This window comes from Streptomyces sp. NPDC088817, assembly GCF_044750345.1.
Lineage (GTDB): Bacteria > Actinomycetota > Actinomycetes > Streptomycetales > Streptomycetaceae > Streptomyces.
Genome location: NZ_JBIVJN010000004.1, coordinates 132,671 through 154,814, shown reverse-complemented (window position 1 = coordinate 154,814; position 22,144 = coordinate 132,671). Strand labels below are relative to the sequence as shown.

General features: G+C 73.4%; 15 protein-coding genes. 9 read left to right on the top strand and 6 right to left on the bottom strand.

What is annotated here, in order from left to right; translation table 11 throughout:
• Window positions 1–222 precede the first annotated feature (222 nt).
• Entirely contained in the window at window positions 223–2,712 is a 2,490-nt protein-coding gene (pcrA, locus tag ACIP4X_RS09180; protein WP_358734008.1) for a DNA helicase PcrA, read from the top strand.
• An 18-nt stretch (window positions 2,713–2,730) separates the two neighbouring features.
• Here pcrA and ACIP4X_RS09175 read toward each other — a convergent pair whose 3' ends face one another.
• A complete protein-coding gene (locus tag ACIP4X_RS09175; RefSeq protein ID WP_391456107.1) occupies window positions 2,731–4,296 on the bottom strand; it encodes a peptidoglycan DD-metalloendopeptidase family protein in 1,566 nt (521 codons plus the stop codon).
• A 77-nt stretch (window positions 4,297–4,373) separates the two neighbouring features.
• Window positions 4,374–5,240 carry an alpha/beta fold hydrolase gene (locus ACIP4X_RS09170; RefSeq protein ID WP_358734011.1) on the bottom strand — a complete coding sequence of 289 codons (867 nt, stop codon included), beginning with the start codon at window positions 5,238–5,240 and terminating at the stop codon, window positions 4,374–4,376.
• Between the two features lie 491 nt (window positions 5,241–5,731).
• Here ACIP4X_RS09170 and ACIP4X_RS09165 point away from each other — a divergent pair, with 491 nt between their 5' ends.
• Window positions 5,732–6,148, top strand: a complete 417-nt coding sequence (locus ACIP4X_RS09165; RefSeq protein WP_141359236.1) for a cobalamin B12-binding domain-containing protein — start codon at window positions 5,732–5,734, stop codon at window positions 6,146–6,148.
• A gap of 104 nt (window positions 6,149–6,252) precedes the next feature.
• Here ACIP4X_RS09165 and ACIP4X_RS09160 read toward each other — a convergent pair whose 3' ends face one another.
• Window positions 6,253–7,881: a DUF5691 domain-containing protein gene (locus ACIP4X_RS09160; RefSeq protein ID WP_391456109.1), complete on the bottom strand. Its 1,629-nt coding sequence runs from the start codon at window positions 7,879–7,881 to the stop codon at window positions 6,253–6,255.
• A 254-nt stretch (window positions 7,882–8,135) separates the two neighbouring features.
• Window positions 8,136–9,491 (bottom strand): SWIM zinc finger family protein, encoded by a 1,356-nt coding sequence (locus ACIP4X_RS09155; RefSeq protein WP_358734015.1) that lies wholly within the window; start codon window positions 9,489–9,491, stop codon window positions 8,136–8,138.
• Window positions 9,492–9,624: 133 nt separating this feature from the next.
• Between ACIP4X_RS09155 and ACIP4X_RS09150 the strand changes: the two genes are divergently transcribed.
• The 6 genes from ACIP4X_RS09150 (at window position 9,625) to sucD (ending at window position 18,236) form a co-directional block, all read left to right on the top strand.
• On the top strand, window positions 9,625–10,770 hold the full coding sequence (locus ACIP4X_RS09150) for an AAA family ATPase (RefSeq protein WP_391456111.1): 1,146 nt from the start codon (window positions 9,625–9,627) through the stop codon (window positions 10,768–10,770).
• A 120-nt stretch (window positions 10,771–10,890) separates the two neighbouring features.
• The gene (locus tag ACIP4X_RS09145; protein WP_391456113.1) at window positions 10,891–13,308 is read left to right on the top strand and encodes a DUF5682 family protein; all 2,418 of its coding nucleotides are present in this window, start codon (window positions 10,891–10,893) and stop codon (window positions 13,306–13,308) included.
• The gene (locus ACIP4X_RS09140) at window positions 13,305–14,489 is read left to right on the top strand and encodes a VWA domain-containing protein (RefSeq protein ID WP_391456115.1); all 1,185 of its coding nucleotides are present in this window, start codon (window positions 13,305–13,307) and stop codon (window positions 14,487–14,489) included. Before ACIP4X_RS09145 ends, ACIP4X_RS09140 begins: the two co-directional genes overlap by 4 nt.
• Before the next feature lie 105 nt (window positions 14,490–14,594).
• Window positions 14,595–15,716 (top strand): hypothetical protein, encoded by a 1,122-nt coding sequence (locus ACIP4X_RS09135; RefSeq protein WP_391456117.1) that lies wholly within the window; start codon window positions 14,595–14,597, stop codon window positions 15,714–15,716.
• Window positions 15,717–16,148: 432 nt separating this feature from the next.
• A complete protein-coding gene (sucC, locus tag ACIP4X_RS09130; RefSeq protein WP_358734024.1) occupies window positions 16,149–17,330 on the top strand; it encodes an ADP-forming succinate--CoA ligase subunit beta in 1,182 nt (393 codons plus the stop codon).
• A 21-nt stretch (window positions 17,331–17,351) separates the two neighbouring features.
• Complete coding sequence (sucD, locus tag ACIP4X_RS09125; RefSeq protein ID WP_358734026.1) at window positions 17,352–18,236, top strand: succinate--CoA ligase subunit alpha; 885 nt, start codon at window positions 17,352–17,354, stop codon at window positions 18,234–18,236.
• A 261-nt stretch (window positions 18,237–18,497) separates the two neighbouring features.
• Here sucD and ACIP4X_RS09120 read toward each other — a convergent pair whose 3' ends face one another.
• Window positions 18,498–19,511: an RNA polymerase sigma factor gene (locus tag ACIP4X_RS09120; RefSeq protein ID WP_391456265.1), complete on the bottom strand. Its 1,014-nt coding sequence runs from the start codon at window positions 19,509–19,511 to the stop codon at window positions 18,498–18,500.
• On the opposite strand from ACIP4X_RS09120, the gene ACIP4X_RS09115 reads away from it, so the two are divergent.
• Entirely contained in the window at window positions 19,494–21,326 is a 1,833-nt protein-coding gene (locus ACIP4X_RS09115) for a DUF6350 family protein (RefSeq protein WP_358734029.1), read from the top strand. The two genes, ACIP4X_RS09120 and ACIP4X_RS09115, sit on opposite strands and share 18 nt — an antisense overlap.
• Here ACIP4X_RS09115 and ACIP4X_RS09110 read toward each other — a convergent pair.
• Complete coding sequence (locus tag ACIP4X_RS09110; protein WP_358734031.1) at window positions 21,316–22,110, bottom strand: hypothetical protein; 795 nt, start codon at window positions 22,108–22,110, stop codon at window positions 21,316–21,318. The genes ACIP4X_RS09115 and ACIP4X_RS09110 overlap by 11 nt on opposite strands.
• Window positions 22,111–22,144 lie beyond the last annotated feature (34 nt).

Below are 22,144 nucleotides of genomic sequence, written 5' to 3'. Positions count from 1 at the left end.
GCCGTCGAGGGCGGGTTGCGTGGAGGCCGCGTCGTCAGGTGAGTCCCCCGGTGACGATCTTGCGGTCAGACCGCACGCTAACCAACTTGTGTGGCGTGTGTGAAGGTTGGTGCGAGGTATGTCCGATACGTTTTCGTGACCTTCGTCTCGGCCCCCGTCGAGGGGGTCATCTTTCCGGGGCGGCCACGGGTTGTCGGTGGGGCGCCCTAGACTCGTAGAGCGATGAGCAGCCTCTTTGACGACAGCTTCCTGGCGGATCTCCAGGCCCCCCGCGGCCACGAGGAGGAGCCCCCGCCGCCGCCCGAGGACGATCACGCTCCGGAGCCGGTTCCGGACGATCTGTTCGGCGGGAAGTTCGACGTGCCCCCGGACCGGGACGCCTACTACCGCGACGGTGCGCACCGGCCGGTCGTGGACGCGGCCGCGCTCCTGGAGGGGCTGAACGACAACCAGCGCGCGGCCGTCGTGCACTCCGGCTCCCCGCTGCTCATCGTGGCCGGCGCCGGCTCCGGCAAGACCCGTGTGCTCACGCACCGGATCGCGTACCTGCTGGCCGATCGGGGCGCCCACCCCGGCCAGATCCTGGCGATCACCTTCACCAACAAGGCCGCCGGCGAGATGAAGGAGCGCGTCGAGCAGCTCGTCGGACCGCGCGCGGGCGCGATGTGGGTGATGACCTTCCACAGCGCGTGCGTGCGCATCCTGCGCCGGGAGAGCAAGAAGCTCGGTTTCACGTCCTCCTTCTCGATCTACGACGCGGCCGACTCCAAGCGCCTGATGGCCCTGGTCTGCCGCGACCTGGACCTCGACCCCAAGCGCTACCCGCCCAAGTCGTTCAGCGCCAAGATCAGCAACCTCAAGAACGAGCTGATCGACGAGGAGGACTTCGCCGCCCAGGCCACCGACGGCTTCGAGAAGACCCTCGCCCAGGCCTACGCCCTCTACCAGTCGCGGCTGCGCGAGGCCAACGCCCTCGACTTCGACGACCTGATCATGACGACGGTCAACCTGCTGCGCGCCTTCCCGGACGTGGCCGAGCACTACCGCCGCCGCTTCCGGCACGTCCTGGTCGACGAGTACCAGGACACCAACCACGCGCAGTACGCCCTGGTGCGTGAGCTGGTCGGCACCGCCGAGCACTCCCCGGACGTGGCCGACGTGCCGCCCGCCGAGGACGAGCTGCGACCGGCCGAGCTGTGCGTGGTCGGCGACGCCGACCAGTCGATCTACGCCTTCCGCGGCGCGACCATCCGCAACATCCTCCAGTTCGAGGAGGACTACCCGGACGCGACGACGATCCTGCTGGAGCAGAACTACCGCTCCACGCAGACGATCCTGTCCGCCGCCAACGCGGTCATCGAGCGCAACGAGTCCCGCCGCCCCAAGAACCTGTGGACCAACGCCGGCGCGGGCGCCCGCATCACGGGCTACGTCGCCGACACCGAGCACGACGAGGCGCAGTTCGTCGCCGAGGAGATAGACCGGCTCACGGACGCGGGCGAGGCCAAGGCCGGCGACGTCGCCGTCTTCTACCGCACCAACGCACAGTCCCGTGTCTTCGAAGAGATCTTCATCCGTGTCGGCCTGCCCTACAAGGTCGTCGGCGGCGTCCGCTTCTACGAGCGCAAGGAGGTCCGGGACGTCCTGGCCTACCTGCGGGTCCTGGCCAACCCCGAGGACTCCGTCCCGCTGCGCCGCATCCTCAACGTGCCCAAGCGGGGCATCGGCGAGCGCGCCGAGGCGATGATCGACGCCCTCTCCCAGCGGGAGAAGATCAGCTTCCCGCAGGCGCTGCGCCGCGTCGACGAGGCGTACGGCATGGCCGCGCGGTCCACGAACGCGGTCAAGCGGTTCAACACGCTGATGGAGGACCTCCGCACGATCGTCGAGTCCGGCGCCGGACCGGCCACGGTCCTGGAGGCGGTCCTGGAACGTACCGGCTACCTGGGCGAGTTGCAGGCCTCCACCGACCCGCAGGACGAGACCCGTATCGAGAACCTCCAGGAACTCGCCGCCGTCGCCCTGGAGTTCGAGCAGGAGCGCGGCGAGGGGGAGCCGGTCGCGCTCTCCGACTTCCTGGAGCAGGTCGCCCTGGTCGCCGACTCCGATCAGATCCCGGACGAGGAGGACGGCGACGGCGTCATCACCCTGATGACCCTGCACACCGCCAAGGGCCTGGAGTTCCCGGTGGTCTTCCTGACCGGCATGGAGGACGGCGTCTTCCCGCACATGCGGGCCCTCGGCCAGACCAAGGAGCTGGAGGAGGAGCGGCGTCTGGCCTACGTCGGCATCACGCGCGCGCGGGAGCGGCTGTACCTGACCCGCTCGGCGCTGCGCAGCGCCTGGGGCCAGCCGTCGTACAACCCGCCCTCCCGGTTCCTGGAGGAGATCCCGACGGCGCACGTGGACTGGAAGCGTACGGGCGGCTCGGGCTTCGCGTCCTCCGGTCCGGCGTCCTCGGTGGCGGCCTCGCTGTCCTCGTCCCGCTCCCGCTCGTCGGCGTCCGGGGCTTCGGGCTTCGCCACCCGCCGCACCTCGGAGAAGCCGGTGGCGGCCCTCGCCGTCGGAGACCGGGTCACGCACGACCAGTTCGGCCTGGGCACGGTGGTGGCCGTCGCGGGCACGGGCGACAAGGCACAGGCGACGATCGACTTCGGCGACGGCAAGGCGAAGCGGCTGCTGCTGCGGTACGCGCCGGTGGAGAAGCTGTAACGAGGGCGGGGGCGGGGCCTACGTCGGGTCGAGGCCGTGGCTGCGCAGCCACGGCAGCGGGTCGATGGGCGACCCGCCCGCGGGCCTGACCTCGAAGTGCAGGTGCGGGCCAGTGGAGTTGCCGGAGTTCCCGGAGTACGCGATCGGATCTCCGGCCTTCACCGTCGTACCGGAGGGGACCCGGTAGCTGGAGAGGTGGCAGTACCACGTCTCCGTGCCGTCCATCGCGGTCACGATCATCATGTTGCCGTAGGCGCTGTTCCACTGGGTGCGGACCGTGCCGTCGGTGGCGGCCAGCACCGAGGTCCCGTACGACACGGGGAAGTCGATGCCGGTGTGCACGGACATCCAGTTCACGCCGGCCTGGCCGAAGTAGGCGCTGAGGCCCCTCTGCAGGACGGGGACGGCGAACTTGGGGCGCAGCCGCTCCAAGCGGGCCGCCTCCTCCGCCGCCTTCTTCTTCTCGGCGTCCTGCTGCGCCTTGAGGTCGATACGCTCCTGGTACCGGCTGGCCCGGTCGGCGAAGTCGTTCGCCCCCGCGGACACGCTCAGCAGCTGGGTGTCCAGCTTGTTGTTGGCGGTGGACGCCTTGACCGGATGCGCGTCGGGCGTGGCCGCCGCGTTGTCCTTGCCGTCCTCCGTCAGCCCGCCCACGGAGGCCGCGGCGATTCCGGCGACACCCATCACGCAGACCGAGGGCACGGCCACCGTGAGCAGTGCGGAGCGCTTGGCCGGGGAGCGGCGCCGGGAGCGGCCCGCGGCCCGGGAGACCGTTCGCGGAGTGGGAGGCGGGGCGGGGGTGACTTCTTCCTCGTCGTCGAGCAGCGGCGGCGCCGCGTCCGGCTCGGCGGTGGCGGCCGGTTCCTCGTCCGCCAAGTCGTCCTGCGGCTGGTGCGGTTCGGGCGTGTCGAAGTTCTCGGCCACCGTGGTGGTGACGTCGCCGTTCCACTGCGTGGCGTCGTAGGCGCCGGTGTCGAAGGCCTGCGTGTTCCAGTCCCACTGCCGGGTGGCGTCGGCGGCGGCCGTCTGGTCCGGCTGGAGCCAGGTGTGCGCGTCCCACTGGCCGCTGGTGTCGACCGGGCCGGACTGCGGTGGGACGGAGGCCAGTTGCTGCTGGTAGCCCGTCGCCCAGGCGGTGGCGTCGTACGCGCCGGTGTCGTAGGCGGTGTGGTGCTGGGTCGCGTACGGGTCGTAGTCCGGGCTCTGGTGGCCGTTCGCGGACCAGCCGGCGGTGTCGTACGTCCCCGTGGTGTGCGCTTCGGCGGCCGTGAAACCGTCGTGGAGCGGGGCGGCGGCGTAGTCCGCCGCGGCGTACGTGCCGGTGTGGTAGCCGGTGGCGCCGTAGTCGCCGTAGGAGGTGAAGTCGCCGTACGCGGCTTCCTGTCCGTTGTACGACGCGCAGGGCGTCGAGGCGGCATCGGAGGCCGGGGCCGGGGCGGTCGCGCTCCCCGACGGGTGACGGTCGTTCACCAACTTCTCTTTCGCCTCGACAACAGGGGCTGGCAGAGCAGTGCGGCGACTGTACCCGGCGGTATGAGGGCGCGACAATCTTCCGCAGGTTTCCCCGATGCGGGAAACGGGCATTCAGCCGTGTTTCGCCGGTGTGTGGAGACGGCTTTAACTTTGTGTTCGAGCCGCGTTCGATCCCAAGCGGCCGGTCGTCAGGCGACGGTCACTCCGCCGGTGCGCTTGGCGGTCGGGTCCCCGGGCCGTGCGGTGTCGAGGACCTGTCGTATTCCGGTCGCCACGGCGGGGTGCAGCGGCAGGGCGAGATGTCCGATTCCGCTCACCTGGATGTTCTCCACCTTCAGGTCGGGGTGGTGGATGCAGGCCGACTCCAGCGGATCCATCAGGTGGTCGAGGTCGCTCCAGAAGCTGACGAAGTGCGTACTGCAGCCCGGCGCGGGGCGTGACAGCTCCTCGATCAGCTCGGAACCGGGGCGCATCTGCCGCACGATCGGATGGGCGTTGGCCAGCGGCGCGACCCGGGTGCCGGAGTGCGGGGTGCCGAGGGTGACGAGGGTGCGGACCCGCAGGTCGCCGCCGAGCCGCTGCACGTAGTAGCGGGCGATCAGTCCGCCGAGGCTGTGCCCGACCACATCGATCTGCCTGCTGCCGGTGCGCTCGCAGATCTCCTCTATGTGCCGGCCGAGCAGTTCGGCCGCGGTGCGGATGTCGCAGGTCAGCGGCGAGTAGTTCAGGGACTCCACGCGCTGCCTGCCGTGCTGGGCGAGGCTGCGGCGCAGCAGGACGAACACCGAGCGGTTGTCGATGAACCCGTGCAGCAGCACGACCGGCGGCTTGGCCTCGGTCGGCAGCTGGGCGGGGCCGTCGGGCTCCGAGAGCGCGCCGGAGGCGGCGCGGCGCTCCTGGACGATGCCCGAGGGATAGAGCAGGAGATGGCCCGCGAGGATCGCGAGCTCCAGGGCGGTCGCCTTCAGCAGAGCCAGTGAGAGCCCCGCCAGCCTGCACGGCAGCAGGCACCGGCAGAGCGGGAGAATGGGGTCCGCGACCCTGGTGACCTTCATGGCCGACCTCCTGTCGGCACGCTGGAGGACGGCCCTGTCCCCCGTGTGCCCTCGTGGGCAGTCGCGGTGGGGACGGCCGGCCGGGCGGGCTCCGCCCTGCTGTGTCCCACCGGTCCCGGGTGCCCTTCCTGCCCTCGCCGATACGTCGCACCACCGCGGCGCGCGGCCTGCGGCGCGGTGGTGCGACGACCTCGTTGCGGCTCCCGTCGTGTTCGCTCCCGCAGTGGTCCGCGCGCCGCGGCACGGGAGTGCGGCGCCCGGGCCGCGCGGACGGGGAACGGTGCGCGGCCTGCGGGTCCCCCTTGCCCGGTGAACTCGGGGGTGTGTCCCACCATGTGATTTCCCCCTCCCTCCACGTCGTGAAACTGCCGGGTGCGGGATGCTGGCGATAACGTTCGTTCACTTACCCGGCCGGTGTGGTGCGGGGTGTCCGTGCCATGTGTGCGGTACTTGTCGGTACGGATGGATGTAGTCGCTTCATGGAGGCAGTGATGGGTGTGGCAGCCGGTCCGATCCGCGTGGTGGTGGCCAAGCCGGGGCTCGACGGCCACGATCGGGGCGCCAAGGTGATCGCGCGGGCCCTGCGCGACGCCGGTATGGAGGTCATCTACACCGGGCTCCACCAGACCCCGGAGCAGATCGTGGACACGGCGATCCAGGAGGACGCCGACGCGATCGGCCTGTCCATCCTCTCGGGCGCGCACAACACCCTGTTCGCCGCGGTGATCGAACTGCTCAGGGAGCGCGACGCGGAGGACATCGTCGTCTTCGGCGGCGGCATCATCCCGGAGGCGGACATCCCGCCGCTCAAGGAGAAGGGCGTCGCGGAGATCTTCACCCCGGGCGCGACCACCCAGTCGATCGTCGACTGGGTCAGGGCGAACGTCCGCCAGCCCGCCGAGGCGTAGGGGCGCGGGCGGCTCCCGCGGGATCACCCGGCGCCGGCCGGGTGCGAGCGGCCCGCCCTGGGGGCGCGGCCCCCGGGGAGACCCGTCCTCACCCGGAGCGGGACTCAGCCGGTTCGCGCTCCCTCCAGTTCCCCGGCCATGGCGGAGCGCAGCCGCAAGGTCGTCACGAGCCGCTGGAATGCCTCCGCCCAGTACCCTCCGGCCCCCGGCGACGCGTCCTCCGCCTCGTCGGGAACCGCCAGCAGTCCGTCGAGCCGACTCGCCTCCGCGGGATCCAGGCACCGCTCGGCAAGCCCCATCACTCCACTGAAACTCCATGGGTAACTCCCTGCGTCCCGCGCGATGTTGAGCGCGTCGACCACCGCCCGCCCGAGCGGTGCCGCCCACGGCACCGCGCACACCCCGAGCAGTTGAAACGCCTCGGGCAGTCCGTGTGCCGCGATGAATCCGGCCACCCAGTCGGCCCGCTCGGCGGCGTTCAGCGTGCCGAGCAGCTTGGCGCGCTCGGCCAGGGACACCGCGCCGGGACCGTCGGCGTCGGAGGCCGCGGGCGCCCCGAGCAGCGCCCGCGCCCACTGTGCGTCCCGCTGCCGCACCGCCGCCCGGCACCAGGCGGCGTGCAGCTCGCCCTGCCATCCGTCCGCGACCGGCAGGGCCACGATCTCCCGCGGTGCCCGCCCGCCCAGCCGTCCCGGCCAGGTCGCGAGCGGTGCCGCCTCCACCAACTGGCCCAGCCACCAAGATCGTTCGCCGCGCCCTGCCGGAGCCTTGGGGACGATCCCGTCGCGCTCCATGGCCGAGTCGCACTCGTGCGGTGCCTCGACGACGATCGTCGGTGTCCCGCGCGTGGGGTCGACGGCCACGCAGGAGCGGGCCCGCGCCGCCATCCGCGAGGCGAGCGCGGATCCGGGCAGCGCCGAGAGCAGCTCCGCGGCCGTGGACCGTACATTGCGGCTGCGGTCGGCCAGGGCCTCCTCCAGGAACGCCTCGTCGTCCGGGCCGAGCCCCGTCCGCAGGGAGTCGAGGAACATCAGCCGGTCCTCGGCCCGCTCGGTGGCCCAGGAGCCGGTGAGCAGTTCGCGTGCGGCCGCGGGCCTGCGCGAACGTATCGACGCCAGCAGCGCGACCCGCTCCGCGAAGAGACCCTCCTCCCACAGCCTCCGGACGCGGTCGGTGTCCTCGCAGCCGTCCGGCGCGGCGGCGGCACCCGGGGCCGCGCGCAGGGCGAACCGCCAGTCGGGGTTCAGCCCCGCCAGCCACAGTGCGCGCGGGCCGCCGAAGGTCAGTGCGGCCGGGCGCAGATCCGTGCGGCCCCGCGCGGCGTCCAGCAGGGCGGGCAGCGCTTCCGGGCACGGGGCGTACCCATGGGCGTTCGCCGCGGCGAGCCACTGGGGCAGCAGTTCCATCAGGTCCGGTGCCGTGCCCCTGCGGCCGCCCGCCGTACCCGGCCGGTCGGCCAGCAGCATGGCGAGCCTGCGGGCCGCGGCCGCGGGCAGCGGCGGACGCGGATCCTTCGGTGCGGGCTCCGGGCGCCGGGCCGCCTGAGCGGGGCGCAGCCCCGCGCGCCGCCGCACGGTCTGCACGGCGGCGGCGTCGAGCAGCGCCACCGGCGCCGTCCGTCCGGGCGCGCCGGCCGGGGGCGTACGCCGGTCCGTGCCGAGCAGGGCGGTGGTGACCAACTCCTCCCAGGCGCCCGTGGCGGGCGCCTCCGGCGGGGTGGAGGTCCTGATCATGAGCTTCCTTTCCGTGACCGGCTGCCCGGGAGTGGTTGAAAGGTCACATGGACCGGGTTTCCCCTGGGGTGGAACAAATGCGTGGTGCGGAAGAGAAAACATATTCAGATGGGATACTCTCTGACATTTTGCGCCTTTTGGGTGAAAGGTTCCCGCTGTGTCGGCAGTGCCCCGCGCGGCGCGGTGACGTCACTCCTTTGCCGGACATTCCGAGCCCGCTGCCAGGGCGGATGTCACCCATGGTTGATGCAGCATCAGCACAGTGTCACTATTTCTCCCTCGTCCTGCGGCCAGGCGGTCAGCGGAGTGAAGCCCCGGTGGCCGCATTCGCCGAAGACCGTGACCGGCGCGCCGCCCGACAGGGCGACCAGCCGCCACAGACCCGGACGCGTCCGGGCCGCGCGCGTGACGGGCAGCGCGGAGCCGGAGGCGGCGTCGGCCAGCTGCCAGGACTCGCCGTCCGGGACGGGTACGACCCCCCGCAGCGTCACCGGAACCGACTCCAGCCACGGATCGTCCCGCAGCGCCGAGCCGTAGCGGGCGGCCGCCTCCGCAGTCGTCACACCCGGCGGACGCATCCGGGTGGGCGCCGGGGACCCGAACCGCTCGCCCAGGGCCGCGCGCGGCTGTCCCGCGCCCGGATGGGAGGACACCTCCGCCTCCAGCGTCAGCCCCACCGGCAGCGCCAGCTCCGGGGCCCGGCCCGCCGCGCCGTAGGAGAGCAGCAGAGCCGTACGCCCGGAGTCGGCGCCGTGCAGCCAGATCCTGCGCGTGGTCAGCCTCGCGTCCGCGGTGTCGTACTGGGCGAGGACCAGCCAGCGGTCCCGCACCGCGGGCCCCTCCGCGGAGGCGGGCAGGCCCACCCGGGAACGGACCGTCGCCGCCAACGCCTCCGGCAGCCGCTCGCGGCCCAGCCAGCCCTGGCCCAGCAGGTGCAGCAGCGCGCACTCCTCCAGCAGCCGCACCGGCCAGCCCGGCCCCGACGACGGCACTGCCCCCAGCTCGCGCACCCGTCCGGCCAGCCCGGGAGCCTGCGCGTCGACCATGCGGGCCGCCGTCTCCTCCCACAGTCCGTACCCCGCCTGTTCGGCCGGGGCCAGACCGCCGCGCAGCAGGTCGGCCAGACGCTGCTCCAGCTCCGTCACCCCCGCGGTGATCCGCTCGGCCCGGCGCTCCGCCCTGCGCAGCGCCGCCCCCGGATCAGCGGCACCGGCGGCCGGACCCGCGGCCCCCTCCGACCGCTTCCGCGCCGCCCCCTCCCCTCGGGCCGCCAGCCACTGCCCGGCCCAGTCGGGCGCCTGCCCGGACGGCACCGCGCCGTCGTCGCCCGTCCACAACAGCAGCAGGCCGAGCGCGTGCTTGCACGGGAACTTCCGGCTCGGACAACTGCACTTGTACGCCGGCCCGGCACCGCCCGCGAGGTCGACGACCGTCCGGTACGGCCTGCTGCCACTGCCCTTGCACAGCCCCCACACCGCCCCCTCGTCGGAACACCCCGCCCCGGACCACGGCCCGGCCGCGCCGAGTTTGCTTCCCGCTTTGCGCGACGCGGCGTCAGGCGCCAGTGACAGCACCTGGTCCGCGCTCCAGCGCACCCCCTGCTGAGTCATGCCATCGAAGGTAGGTCCTGCCACTGACAATCGGCCTGGCGAGCCTGTTTGCACAGGTCAGAGCGCGTTGTCAGTGCCGTGGTGCACGGTTGGGGACAGATCCGAACCGGCCGAGCTGGAGGGGACCTCAGCCATGTCTGTGTCCGTCGTACCGACACCCGTCGCACCGCGCCAGAACCACTCCGCGCCCGCGAACACACCGGAGGCGCTGCGCCCGCACGCCGAGCACGCCTTCGCGGCCGAACTGGCGGCGCTCGCCGCACACGACGACCGTCCGCGCCCCGCCCGCTGGAAGCTGTCGCCGTGGGCCGTCGCGACCTACCTCCTCGGCGGCACGCTGCCGGACGGCACGGTGATCACTCCGAAGTACGTGGGCCCCCGCCGCATCGTCGAGGTCGCGGTCACCACCCTCGCCACCGACCGTGCCCTGCTCCTGCTCGGGGTGCCGGGCACGGCGAAGACCTGGGTGTCCGAGCACCTGGCCGCCGCGGTCAGCGGCGACTCGACGCTGCTGGTCCAGGGCGCGGCCGGCACTCCGGAGGAGGCGATCCGCTACGGCTGGGACTACGCGCGGCTGCTGGCGCACGGCCCGAGCCGCGACGCCCTCGTGCCCAGCCCGGTCATGCGGGCCATGGCGCAGGGCATGACCGCCCGGGTCGAGGAGCTGACCCGCGTCCCGGCCGACGTGCAGGACACGCTGATCACGATCCTGTCCGAGAAGACCCTGCCGATCCCGGAGCTGGGTGAGGAGGTGCAGGCGGTCCGCGGCTTCAACCTGATCGCCACCGCCAACGACCGCGACCGCGGGGTCAACGACCTGTCCAGCGCCCTGCGCCGCCGGTTCAACACCGTGGTGCTGCCCCTGCCGGAGAGCCCCGAGGCCGAGGTCGACATCGTCGCGCGCCGCGTCGACCAGATCGGCCGCTCCCTCGACCTGCCGGGCGTCCCGGACGGGGCCGACGAGATCCGCCGCGTCGTGACCGTCTTCCGCGAACTGCGCGACGGCGTCACCACCGACGGCCGGACGAAGCTGAAGGCGCCCAGCGGCACCCTGTCCACCGCCGAGGCGATCTCGGTGGTCACCGGCGGCCTCGCGCTGGCGGCCCACTTCGGCGACGGCGTGCTGCGGGCCGGTGACGTGGCCGCCGGAATCCTCGGCGCCGTCGTCCGCGATCCGGCGGCCGACCGCGTCGTCTGGCAGGAGTACCTGGAGACCGTCGTCCGCGAGCGCGACGGCTGGAAGGACTTCTACCGGGCCTGCCGGGAGGTGAGCGCGTGAGCGGCACCGGACGGCCGGCCCACGGCGGACGCCCGCCGGCCGGCACGGCGTGGACCCGCGCCGACGACGAGCCCAGCTGGACCGGAGGGCGAGGACGAGGGAGGACGAGGAGGGGACGGCGTGAGGGGAGTTGAGGGAGCCGGGGGACGGCCGCCCGGCGCGGGGCCGCTGCTGCTCGGGGTCCGGCACCACGGACCGGGATCCGCACGCGCGGTGCGGGCCGCGCTGAAGGCGGCAGGGCCGCGGGTGGTGCTGATCGAGGGCCCGCCGGAGGCGGACGCGCTGATCCCGCTCGCCGCCGATCAGGACATGCGACCGCCCGTCGCGCTCCTCGCCCACGCGGTGGACGAGCCCGGCCGTTCGGCTTTCTGGCCGCTGGCCGGTTTCTCGCCCGAGTGGGTCGCCATCCGCTGGGCACTGGAGCACGACGTCCCCGCCCGCTTCATCGACCTGCCGGCCACGCACACACTCGCGTGGGGCGCGGGCGATGTCGGTCCGTCCGCGGACAGCGGCGCCGACGCGGAGGGCTCCGCGGTGGAGGGGACCGCGGAGCCCCCGGAGCGGGCGTGCCCGGACGAGGCCCCGCTGCGCGTCGACCCGCTCGCCGCGCTCGCCGAGGCCGCCGGGTACGACGATCCCGAGCGCTGGTGGGAGGACGTGGTCGAGCACCGGGGCGTCGGTGAGGGCGATGCGTTCGCCCCGTTCCTGGTGCTGGAGGAGGCCATGGGCGCGCTGCGGGAGGCGTACGACAGCGGGGAGGACCACCGGGATCTTGTGCGCGAGGCGTACATGCGCCTTCAAGTGCGGGCCGCGCAGCGTGAGTTCGGGGACGGTGTCGCCGTGGTGTGCGGGGCCTGGCACGTGCCCGCGCTGCGGCGGAAGGCGACCGTCGCGGCCGACCGGGCCCTGCTGAAGGGACTGCCCAAGGTCAAGACGGACATGACCTGGGTGCCCTGGACCCACCGCCGGCTGTCCCGGGCCTCCGGGTACGGCGCGGGCATCGACTCGCCCGGCTGGTACGCCCATCTGTTCGACGTGCCTGACCGGCCCGTCGAGCGGTGGCTGACCAAAGTGGCCGGACTGCTGCGTGCGGAGGACCGGATCGTCTCCTCCGCGCACGTCATCGAGGCGGTGCGGCTGGCGGGGACGCTCGCCGCGATGCGCGGCCGCCCGCTGCCGGGCCTGAGCGAGACGACGGACGCGGTACGCGCCGTGATGTGCGACGGCTCCGACGTGCCGCTGGCCCTGATCCACGACAGGCTGGTCGTCGGGGACGTGCTGGGCGCGGTGCCGGAGGCGGCGCCCGCGGTCCCGTTGCAGCGCGATCTGGCCCGGCTGCAACGGCGGTTGCGGCTCAAACCGGAGGCGTCGGAGCGGGAGCTGGCGCTCGACCTGCGCAAGGAGACCGACGCCGGGCGCAGCAGGCTGCTCCACCGGCTGCGGCTGCTGGGCGTGGGCTGGGGGGAGCCCACGGCCTCGCGGGGCGGCACCGGTACGTTCCGCGAGACCTGGCGGCTGCGCTGGGAGCCCGAGCTGTCGGTGCGCGTCGCCGAGGCCGGGGTGTGGGGGACGACCGTACTGGCCGCGGCGACCGCCAGGGCGGAGGCGGACGCCCTGGCCGCGCGGACCCTCACGGAGGTCACCGCGCTCGCGGAGCGCTGCCTGCTCGCCGAACTGCCCGACGCGCTGCCCGTGGTCATGCGGGTGCTCGCCGACCGGGCGGCGCTCGACACGGACGTCGGACACCTCGCCCAGGCGCTGCCGGCCCTGGTCCGCTCCCTGCGCTACGGGGACGTGCGCGGCACGGACACCGAGGCGCTGGCCGGGGTGGCGGCCGGCCTGGCCGCGCGGATCTTCGTCGGCCTGCCCCCGGCCTGCGTCGCACTGGACGCGGACGCGGCCGAGGCGACGCGGCGCCACGTGGACGCCGTGCACGGCGCGGTCGCCCTGCTCGGCGACACCCCCAGCGCCGGACACGGCGACCTGCGCGCCCGCTGGCACACCGTGCTCCGGACCCTTTCCGGACGGGACACCGTCGCCGGGGTGCTGCGGGGACGCGCGGTGCGGCTGCTGCTGGACGACGGGGAGGTCGAGCAGGAGCAGGCGGCGCGGCTCATGGGCCTCGCGCTGTCGCCGGGCACGCCGCCGGCTAACGCGGCCGCCTGGATCGAGGGCTTCGTCGGCGGTGGGGGCGGGATGCTGCTCGTGCACGACGAGCGGCTGCTCGGACTGGTCGACGACTGGCTGACCGGCGTGCCGGCGCAGGCGTTCACGGACGTACTGCCGCTGCTGCGGCGCACCTTCTCGGCGTACGAACCGGGTGTGCGCAGAACGCTCGGCGAGCTGGTCCGGCGCGGTCCGGGGCAGGGCGGCGGCGGGGCGGGGGGCCCGACGGGCGGTGTGCCCGGCTTCGCCGAGGAACCCGACCAGGAGCGCGCGGACGCCGTACTGCCCGTGCTGCGGCTGCTGTTGGGCCTCGACGGCCCCGGTCCCGGCGGGGAGAAGCCGGGCAACGAGCTTGCGGGAGTGGGCGGATGAGCGGGGGAGAGGGGCACGACGTGACGGACGTGGTCCAGGAGCGGCTGCGGCGCTGGCGGCTCGTGCTCGGCGGCGGCCCGGCCGACGGCACCGGATGCGTGCTGTCGGGGCGGGACGCGGCGATGGACGGCGCGCTCGCCGCGCTCTACGGAAAGGGGGACAGGCCGCCGGCGGGACGGACGGGGCGGGACCGTTCGGCGGGACTGGGAGGCTCGGCGCCCTCGGTGGCGCGGTGGCTCGGGGACATACGCACGTACTTCCCGTCCTCCGTGGTGCAGGTCATGCAGCGGGACGCCATCGACCGGCTCGGGCTGGCCACGCTGCTGCTGGAACCGGAGATGCTGGAGGCGGTGGAGGCGGACGTGCACCTCGTCGGCACCTTGCTCTCGCTCAACAAGGCGATGCCGGAGACGACGAAGGAGACGGCCCGGGCCGTGGTGCGCAAGGTCGTCGAGGACCTGGAGAAGCGGCTGGCGACCCGTACCCGGGCCACGCTCTCCGGCGCCCTCGACCGAAGCGCGCGCGTCACCCGGCCGCGCCACCACGACATCGACTGGAACCGCACGATCGCGGCCAACCTCAAGAACTACCTGCCGGAGTACCGGACGGTCGTGCCCGAGCGGCTGATCGGCTACGGCCGCGCGTCGCAGTCGGTGAAGAAGGAGGTCGTCCTCTGCGTCGACCAGTCGGGGTCGATGGCGGCGTCCGTCGTGTACGCCTCCGTGTTCGGGGCGGTGCTGGCGTCCATGCGGTCCGTCAGCACGCGGCTGGTCGTCTTCGACACGGCGGTCGTCGACCTCACCGACCAGCTCGACGACCCGGTGGACGTGCTCTTCGGCACCCAGTTGGGCGGCGGCACGGACATCAACCGGGCGCTGGCGTACTGCCAGTCGCGGATCACCCGGCCCGCCGAGACGGTGGTCGTGCTGATCAGCGATCTGTACGAGGGAGGCATACGCGACGAGATGCTGAAGCGGGTCGCCGCGATGAAGGCGTCCGGAGTGCAGTTCGTGACGCTGCTCGCGCTCTCCGACGAGGGCGCCCCCGCCTACGACCGTGAGCACGCGGCGGCTCTCGCGGCGCTCGGGGCACCGGCGTTCGCCTGCACGCCCGACCTGTTCCCGGAGGTGATGGCGGCGGCGATCGAGAAGCGGCCGCTTCCGATACCGGACGCCGTGTGACATTGGCCGCCCACCGGTCGGAGAGGGCTTGCGCACCCTTGGGAGCGCCGTGCGAGGATCGACGCCCCAACATCCTTGTCGCCGCACGGGAAGTACCGCCCTCTCTTGACCTGGCCAGCAGTCCTGCCCGCTGCCGCTCTGCGCGCGACGCGTACGGCGGCGGGACGGCGCGCGCTGCGACTGGGGCTGCTGGTGGGGCTGTTGTTCGCCCTCGGGCTCGTCTGCGGGCAGCAGGCGACGGCGGCGGAGGGCGGACCGGCGGCACGGTCGAACGAGACGGCGACCGCGCCGGTGCGGACACCCGCGTCCGCGCCTTCGTCCGGCGTCCAGTCCGTCGTCGAGCGGGTCGTCAAGCCGGTTGCCGAGCCGGTTGTCCAGCCGGTTGTCGGGCCCGTGGTCGAGCGGGTCGTCAAGCCGGTTGCCGAGCCGGTTGTCCAGCCGGTTGTCCAGCCCGTCCTCGACGGTGTTGTGCGGCCAATGGTCGAGCCGGTCGTTGAAGGTGTCGTGCGGCCGGTGGTCGAGCCGGTCGTCGACTCGGTGGTTCGGCCCGTCGTGAAGCCCGTCGTCGAACCCGTCGTGGGCGTGGTGGTCGGGTCCGTCGTCCGGCCGGTCGTGAAGCCGGTCGGGGACGTGGTCGGTGCTGTGGTCGGCGGGGCGGCCGGGGCGGGGCCCGAGGAGCCGGTGGTGCCTGCCGCGCCTGCCCTGCCTGTTGTGCCCGGCCTTCCGGCGCCGACGCCATTGCCGTTGCCGTCGGAGCCGCAGTCGGATCCCGTTGCCCCGGCTCCGGAGGCTCAGTCGCGGCAGCCGGCCGGGAGCGCGGCCCCGACCCCGTCCAGCGGACACATCAGCACGCCCAACGCCCGTACGGCGCACGGCGTTACCGCGTCCTCCACACCTCACGCCCCCTACGGCCCCCGTTGCGCAGCAGAAAGCGCAACCGCCGGGCTCGGCGGCGCCACCGCGCACATCCAAAGCCACCCCGCACCCGGGCCCGGCCTCGTCGCCCCGCTCACCCGGCTCCCCGCGCAGCACGGCCCCGCCGATGGTGCGGACGGGGTGCTCGGCGACCACGCGGCGGCCGACTCCGGTACCTCGCGGCACGGTGACGCGCAGGCCGTCACGCTGCCCGAGCGGGCCCCGCTGCGGCTGGTGCCCGGCGCCGCGGCCCGGACGGCAGCGGCCGGCACCCGGGACCGGTACCGGACCGTACCCGTCTTCCCCGGCTGACCGGACGCGGAGAGCACCCGACTCCGCGGGCCCGGTGGACCCGGACGGCTGAAAGCCGTCGGTCCGTCCGGCCGTGCCGCACGGGACCTCGCGGAAGGGCAGGCCGATTCCCATTGGGGTGGGGATCACCAGCCCTCGGCCCCTCGGGGCTGTACGAGGGGGCCTCACCCGGCGAACCCCAGCCCGGTGAGGCCCCCGCTTCAACGGCACGCCGTGCCAGAGAGCGCGGCATCATGTGACAGGTATCACCGCTCAGGTGTGAGCCTCGATTTAGGACACCCCCGTAAGCGGGGATAACCTGCGAGACGGACATGCCGCGCGCTCGGACACCGTGTGCGCCTTCCCTGTGACCCAGAGCGGACGTCACGTTGCCCTTCGCGGCACGCCCACGCATCCAACGAACCGCGAGATCACTGATAGGGACGGAAGCGCGTGGACCTGTTCGAGTACCAGGCGAGGGACCTCTTCGCCAAGCACGGTGTACCGGTGCTGGCCGGTGAAGTCATCGACACGCCTGAGGCGGCGCGCGAGATCACCGAGCGGCTGGGCGGCAAGTCGGTCGTCAAGGCCCAGGTGAAGGTCGGTGGCCGCGGCAAGGCCGGTGGTGTCAAGCTGGCCGCCACTCCGGACGAGGCCGTCGCGCGCGCGACGGACATCCTCGGCATGGACATCAAGGGCCACACGGTCCACAAGGTCATGCTCGCCGAGACCGCTCCGGAGATCCTCGAGGAGTACTACGTCTCCTTCCTCCTCGACCGCGCCAACCGCACCTTCCTCTCCATCGCCTCGGTCGAGGGCGGCATGGAGATCGAGGAGGTCGCGGCCACCCGCCCCGAGGCCGTCGCGCAGATCGCGATCGACGCCATCGACGGTGTGGACCGGGCGAAGGCCGAGGAGATCGTCGCCGCGGCCAAGTTCCCGGCCGAGGTCGCCGACAAGATCGCCGACGTCCTGGTCAGCCTGTGGCAGGTCTTCGTCAAGGAGGACGCCCTCCTGGTCGAGGTCAACCCGCTCGCGAAGGTCGCCTCCGGCGACGTCATCGCCCTCGACGGCAAGGTGTCGCTGGACGACAACGCCGAGTTCCGTCACCCGGAGTTCGAGGAGCTGCACGACAAGGCTGCCGCGAACCCGCTGGAGGCGGCCGCCAAGGAGAAGAACCTCAACTACGTCAAGCTCGACGGTGAGGTCGGCATCATCGGCAACGGCGCGGGTCTGGTCATGTCGACCCTGGACGTCGTCGCCTACGCCGGTGAGGCCCACAAGGGCGTCAAGCCGGCCAACTTCCTCGACATCGGCGGCGGCGCTTCCGCCGAGGTCATGGCGAACGGCCTGGAGATCATCCTGGGCGACCCGGACGTGAAGTCCGTCTTCGTCAACGTGTTCGGCGGTATCACCGCGTGCGACGCGGTCGCCAACGGCATCGTGCAGGCGCTGGAGCTGCTCGAGTCCAAGGGCGAGGAGGTCACCAAGCCGCTGGTGGTACGTCTGGACGGCAACAACGCCGAGCTGGGTCGCCAGATCCTGGACGACCGCAACCACCCGCTGGTACAGCGTGTGGACACCATGGACGGCGCGGCCGACAAGGCCGCCGAGCTGGCTGCTGCCGCGAAGTAAGGGACGAGGTCACAGAACACCATGGCTATCTTCCTCACCAAGGAATCCAAGGTCATCGTCCAGGGCATGACCGGCTCCGAGGGCCAGAAGCACACGCGTCGCATGCTCGCCTCGGGCACGAACATCGTCGGTGGCGTGAACCCGCGCAAGGCGGGCCAGAGCGTCGACTTCGACGGCACCGAGGTACCGGTCTTCGGCACCGTCAAGGACGCCATCGACAAGACCGGCGCCGACGTCACGGTCATCTTCGTGCCGGAGAAGTTCACCAAGGACGCGGTGATCGAGGCGATCGACGCCGAGATCCCCCTCGCGGTGGTCATCACCGAGGGCATCGCGGTGCACGACACGGCCTCCTTCTGGGCGTACGCCGGGAAGAAGGGCAACAAGACGCGGATCATCGGCCCGAACTGCCCTGGTCTGATCACGCCGGGTCAGTCGAACGCGGGCATCATCCCGGCCGACATCACCAAGCCGGGCCGGATCGGTCTGGTCTCGAAGTCGGGCACGCTGACGTACCAGATGATGTACGAGCTGCGGGACATCGGCTTCTCCACCTGCGTGGGCATCGGCGGTGACCCGATCATCGGCACCACGCACATCGACGCGCTGAAGGCGTTCCAGGACGACCCCGACACCGACCTGATCGTGATGATCGGTGAGATCGGCGGCGACGCGGAGGAGCGGGCGGCGGCGTTCATCAAGGAGAACGTGACGAAGCCGGTCGTCGGCTACGTCGCGGGCTTCACCGCGCCGGAGGGCAAGACCATGGGCCACGCGGGCGCCATCGTCTCGGGTTCCTCGGGCACCGCGCAGGCGAAGAAGGAGGCCCTGGAGGCCGCCGGCGTCAAGGTCGGCAAGACCCCGACCGAGACGGCCAAGCTGGCTCGCGGCATCCTCGGCAGCTGAGCACCGGCCGCCCTCGGCGGCTGAGTTCTCCGGAGCCGGTCCGGTGGGCCCGTCCCCAGATGGGGGCGGGCCCACCGGCGTTTCCGTGAACGCGCCCACCGGCGTTTCAGGTCGACCGCCGGCCGTTCCGTGAGCGGACCCGCAGGCGCTCCGTGAGCGGGCCGGTCTGCTTTTTCCGTGAGCGGGCCGGTCGGCGTTTCCGTGAGAGACCCGAGTCGGCGTTTCCGTGAGCGGGCCGGCCGCACGGGCGGACCGGCCCGGTCATCTGGCGCCCGGAGACAGCCGCTCCGGTCCGCCCGCCGCCTCCTTCCTCAGCTCGGCGCGCAGTTCGAGCGCCTCCGGCGGGAGCGGGCCGAGCATGCCCTGCACCGGCAGCCCCTGGATCGCGTGCCCGGGGGACACCGGGGCCAGGTAGTGCGTGGGCGCGGTGCGCAGGGTGAGCGTCGTCGCGCCGATGATGGTGGCCGTGAAGGCGATGGCGGACCGGGTCCAGAACCGGGTCCGGCGTTCCCCGGTCGTGCGCACGCCCACCGGCTCGCCCGCCCCGAGACGTTCCGTCGAGGCCAGTCGGACCAGCCGCCGGTGCAGCTCCGCGGGGTCGGCCAGCTCGGGGAGGCGCGCGGCGAGCGCCTCGCGCGCGTGCGTCAGCCGGTTCGCCGTGGCCGGGGTGCTCGCCTCCGTCTCCGCCGCCGTCTCGGGCAGATCGAGGCCGACCCCGTCGTAGAGCACGAGGGTGCGGCGGTACGACGGCGGGATCAGCAGCAGGGCGCGTTGCAGCGCGCGGTCCTCGGGGTCGGACGGCGGGTCGGGGGTGCGGCCCCGCCGGCGGAAGCGGTGCCAGGGGGACAGCGCGTACTCGTACACCGCCGCCCGCATCCAGCCCGCCGGGTCCCGGTCGTGCGCCACCTCCGGCCAGCGCTGCCAGGCCAGTTGGAAGGCCTGGTCCACGGACTCGCGGGCCCGCTCGTGCCGGCCCGTGAGCAGATAGGCCTGCCGTACGAGGGCGGGGGCGCAGAACGCGTACAGCGCGTCGAAGGCCTGAGTGGGCGTCAGCGCGGTGTCCGCCTCGTCGATGGCCTGATCCCGCGTCAGGGAGCGGGTGGCGCCGGAGCGTCGGTCCTCCGTGGGGGATGGCAGCAGGTTCGCATGACTGTTCGTCATGATGCGTCCCTCCGTGTGAATAGGCACATAATCGTATATTGGGTGACACGGCGGAGGTTCGCCTGTTGCGCCAGGAAAGCGTGTGCCGTTGGGAGCATGGAGGCCGTGATCCAGACGACCCGCCGACGTTCCCCGCTGTCGCGTCTCCGCACCCGCCTGAGGGACCGCTCACCCGGCCTCGGAGCCGGGTTCCTGAGCGGTGCGGTCGCGGCGGGCCTCGGACTCGGCTCGTTCGCCGTGCTCGTCGTCGTCCTGTGGATCAGCTCGCCGTATCCGGACAGCGGACCCGGCGGCGCGCTGCACGTCGCCGCCGCGCTGTGGCTGCTGGCGCACGGCTCCGAACTGATCCGAACCGAAACCCTCACAGGGGTTCCCGCGCCCGTCGGCGTGACCCCGCTGCTGCTGGTCGCGCTGCCCGTGCTGCTGGTGCACCGGGCGGCCCGGGACACGACCGACGGGGGCGACGGCGGGCCGCTCGTCCCTCCGCACACCACCTGGGCGGGCGTCGTCCTCGGCTACCTCGCCGTCGGATCCGGCGCCGCCGCGTACGCGGCGGGCGGTGCGCTGCGGCCCTCCTGGGCGTGGGCGGCGGTGTGCGTACCGCTGGTCACCGCGGCGGCCGCGGGCAGCGGCGTGTGGACGGCGTACGGCTGCCCCCGCGCCCCCCTGGAACGGGCGCTGCGCCCGCTGCCGGGCGGTGTCCGGCGGCTGCTCCTCGGACCTGGCCCGCGGGCGCGCCTCGGTGCCGCGGCGCGGGCGGCGGGCGCCGGGGCCATGGTGTTCGCCGGCGGCGGGGCCGTGCTGCTCGCGGCGTCGCTGGTGGCGCACGCCGGGTCGGGCCAGCGGGCCTTCCTCGAGCTGACCGAGGGCTGGTCGGGGCGGTTCGCCGTGCTGCTGCTGTGCCTGGCGCTGCTGCCGAACGCGGTGCTGTGGGCGGCGGCGTACTCCGTCGGCCCCGGTTTCGCGCTGGGCGCCGGTCATGTCGTCGGTCCGCTGTCCTCCGCCCCGGCCCCGCTGCTGCCGTCCTTCCCGCTGCTCGCCGCGGTACCGGACCCCGGTCCCGGCACCGAGCTGAACTGGGCGACGGCGTCGGTGCCGGTGGCGGCGGGGCTGACGATGGGCTGGTTCGTGGCCAGGGCGGCGGTGAGGGAGGAGCGGGGCGACCGGGAACGGGACGGCGGCGACGCGCGCACGGGCCTGCGGGCCTGGTCGTGGCGGCGCACGATGGCCGGTGCCGGGCTGGCCTGCCTGCTGTGCGCGGCGGCCCTTGGGGCGCTCGCGGCGCTGGCAGGCGGTCCGCTCGGGGACGCCGCGCTCGCCCGGTTCGGGCCGGTGGGGTGGCAGGTGGGCGCGGCGGCGCTGGTGTGGACCTCGCTGGGGGCCGTGCCGACGGCGGTGGTGCTGCGGGCGTGGCGCTGCCGCTCGGTCCGGGTGCCGACGGGTCTCGCGGCCGGGCCGAAGACCGGCGAGGCCGGGGCGGGCACCACCGTCACGGTGCCGCGGCCGTCGGCCGCCGAAGCCGTGCGTGCGCGGGTGAGCAGGTGGGGCCTGCTCCTGCGGGCGAGGGCCCCGAAGCCCCGGTCCCCGCAGCCCGCCCCTGTGCCCGTTCCCTACGACGACCTGCTGGAGCCGTACGACGTCCTGCTCCTCGACCCGCCGGTGCCGGGAGCCCTCTCCTGGCACGAGGACGCGACCGCAAGCCAGACGCTCCGGCCCGCGCCCAAGGAAGCGGCGGCGGACACGCAGGCAGCGCGGGAGGCCGCGGCGGGGGAGGGGGACAGCGACCCGAAGGGAACCGCGGAGCCGGTGGAGCCCCCTCCGGCCCCGGGCTGGTCGAACCCGGTGGCCCCGCACGCCCGGCAAGAGCCGTCGGCGCAGGACCCCGGAGCGGAGGAACCTCCCGAGCCGGACGCCCCCGTCAGTCGCTGATCCCCAGCATGCCCCGCAGCTCCTGCGGCAGATGCTGGTCGCAGGACTGCTTGGCCTCGTTGGTGAGGGCGTCGTTCACGCACGAGTAGTAGTCGCGGTAGACGATCTGCGCCGTGAAGTTCGCGGCGACCAGGACGAGCGCCAGGGACGCGGTGACCAGACCGCTGACCGCGGCCGTCGTCTGCGGGCGGCCCGCGGGGGCCGGGTTGTCGGGGTCCTGCGCGCGCGGCCTGGCGCGCAGCGAGCCGATGCCCCAGTGCAGGGAGAGCGCGCCCAGCAGCAGGGCCACGTACGGCCAGCCGAACAGGGCGAAGAAGAAGCCCCACATGCCGCACAGCAGGGCGTACCGCGCGCGGCGCTGGGCGGGGTCGGTGGGGTCCCAGCGCGGGCCGGGGCCGCCGCCCGGGTTCTGCGGGCCGCCGGGCCGCTGCGGGCGTTCGCCGAAGCCGCTGCCGGAGCGGCCGGGCTGACGGTCGCTCCACTGGCTGCCCCAGTGGCCGCGGCCTTCGCCGGACCCGCCGGACCCGCCCTCGGACGAGGCGTCACGGCCGGACTGGGGGCGGGGCTGCCACGGGCGGTCGGGGGTGCCCTCCGGCGGCGGTGCGAAGGGGTTGTCGTCCGGGGTGGCGCTGCCGCGTCCGGCGCCGTCCCGCCCGTCCTGGGACCGCCCGTCCGAGGACGCGTCCGCAGGCGAGGACGGGCGCTCCCGCAGCAATACGGCACCGCGCCGCCCTCCCGCCGGCTGCGGAGGGAGCGTGGAGAGTCGCAGGCTGCGGTCCGGCATCAAGTGAGCGTCTTCCCCTTGGTGAGTCACGGAT

Bases quoted from the DNA above. Each gene is read 5' to 3' on its own strand.
- pcrA (WP_358734008.1), top strand. From the start codon at position 223: ATGAGCAGCCTCTTTGACGACAGCTTCCTGGCGGATCTCCAGGCCCCC.
- ACIP4X_RS09175 (WP_391456107.1), bottom strand. From the start codon at position 4,296: ATGCCCGTTTCCCGCATCGGGGAAACCTGCGGAAGATTGTCGCGCCCT.
- ACIP4X_RS09170 (WP_358734011.1), bottom strand. From the start codon at position 5,240: ATGAAGGTCACCAGGGTCGCGGACCCCATTCTCCCGCTCTGCCGGTGC.
- ACIP4X_RS09165 (WP_141359236.1), top strand. From the start codon at position 5,732: ATGGGTGTGGCAGCCGGTCCGATCCGCGTGGTGGTGGCCAAGCCGGGG.
- ACIP4X_RS09160 (WP_391456109.1), bottom strand. From the start codon at position 7,881: ATGATCAGGACCTCCACCCCGCCGGAGGCGCCCGCCACGGGCGCCTGG.
- ACIP4X_RS09155 (WP_358734015.1), bottom strand. From the start codon at position 9,491: ATGACTCAGCAGGGGGTGCGCTGGAGCGCGGACCAGGTGCTGTCACTG.
- ACIP4X_RS09150 (WP_391456111.1), top strand. From the start codon at position 9,625: ATGTCTGTGTCCGTCGTACCGACACCCGTCGCACCGCGCCAGAACCAC.
- ACIP4X_RS09140 (WP_391456115.1), top strand. From the start codon at position 13,305: ATGAGCGGGGGAGAGGGGCACGACGTGACGGACGTGGTCCAGGAGCGG.
- sucD (WP_358734026.1), top strand. From the start codon at position 17,352: ATGGCTATCTTCCTCACCAAGGAATCCAAGGTCATCGTCCAGGGCATG.
- ACIP4X_RS09115 (WP_358734029.1), top strand. From the start codon at position 19,494: ATGGAGGCCGTGATCCAGACGACCCGCCGACGTTCCCCGCTGTCGCGT.
- ACIP4X_RS09110 (WP_358734031.1), bottom strand. From the start codon at position 22,110: ATGCCGGACCGCAGCCTGCGACTCTCCACGCTCCCTCCGCAGCCGGCG.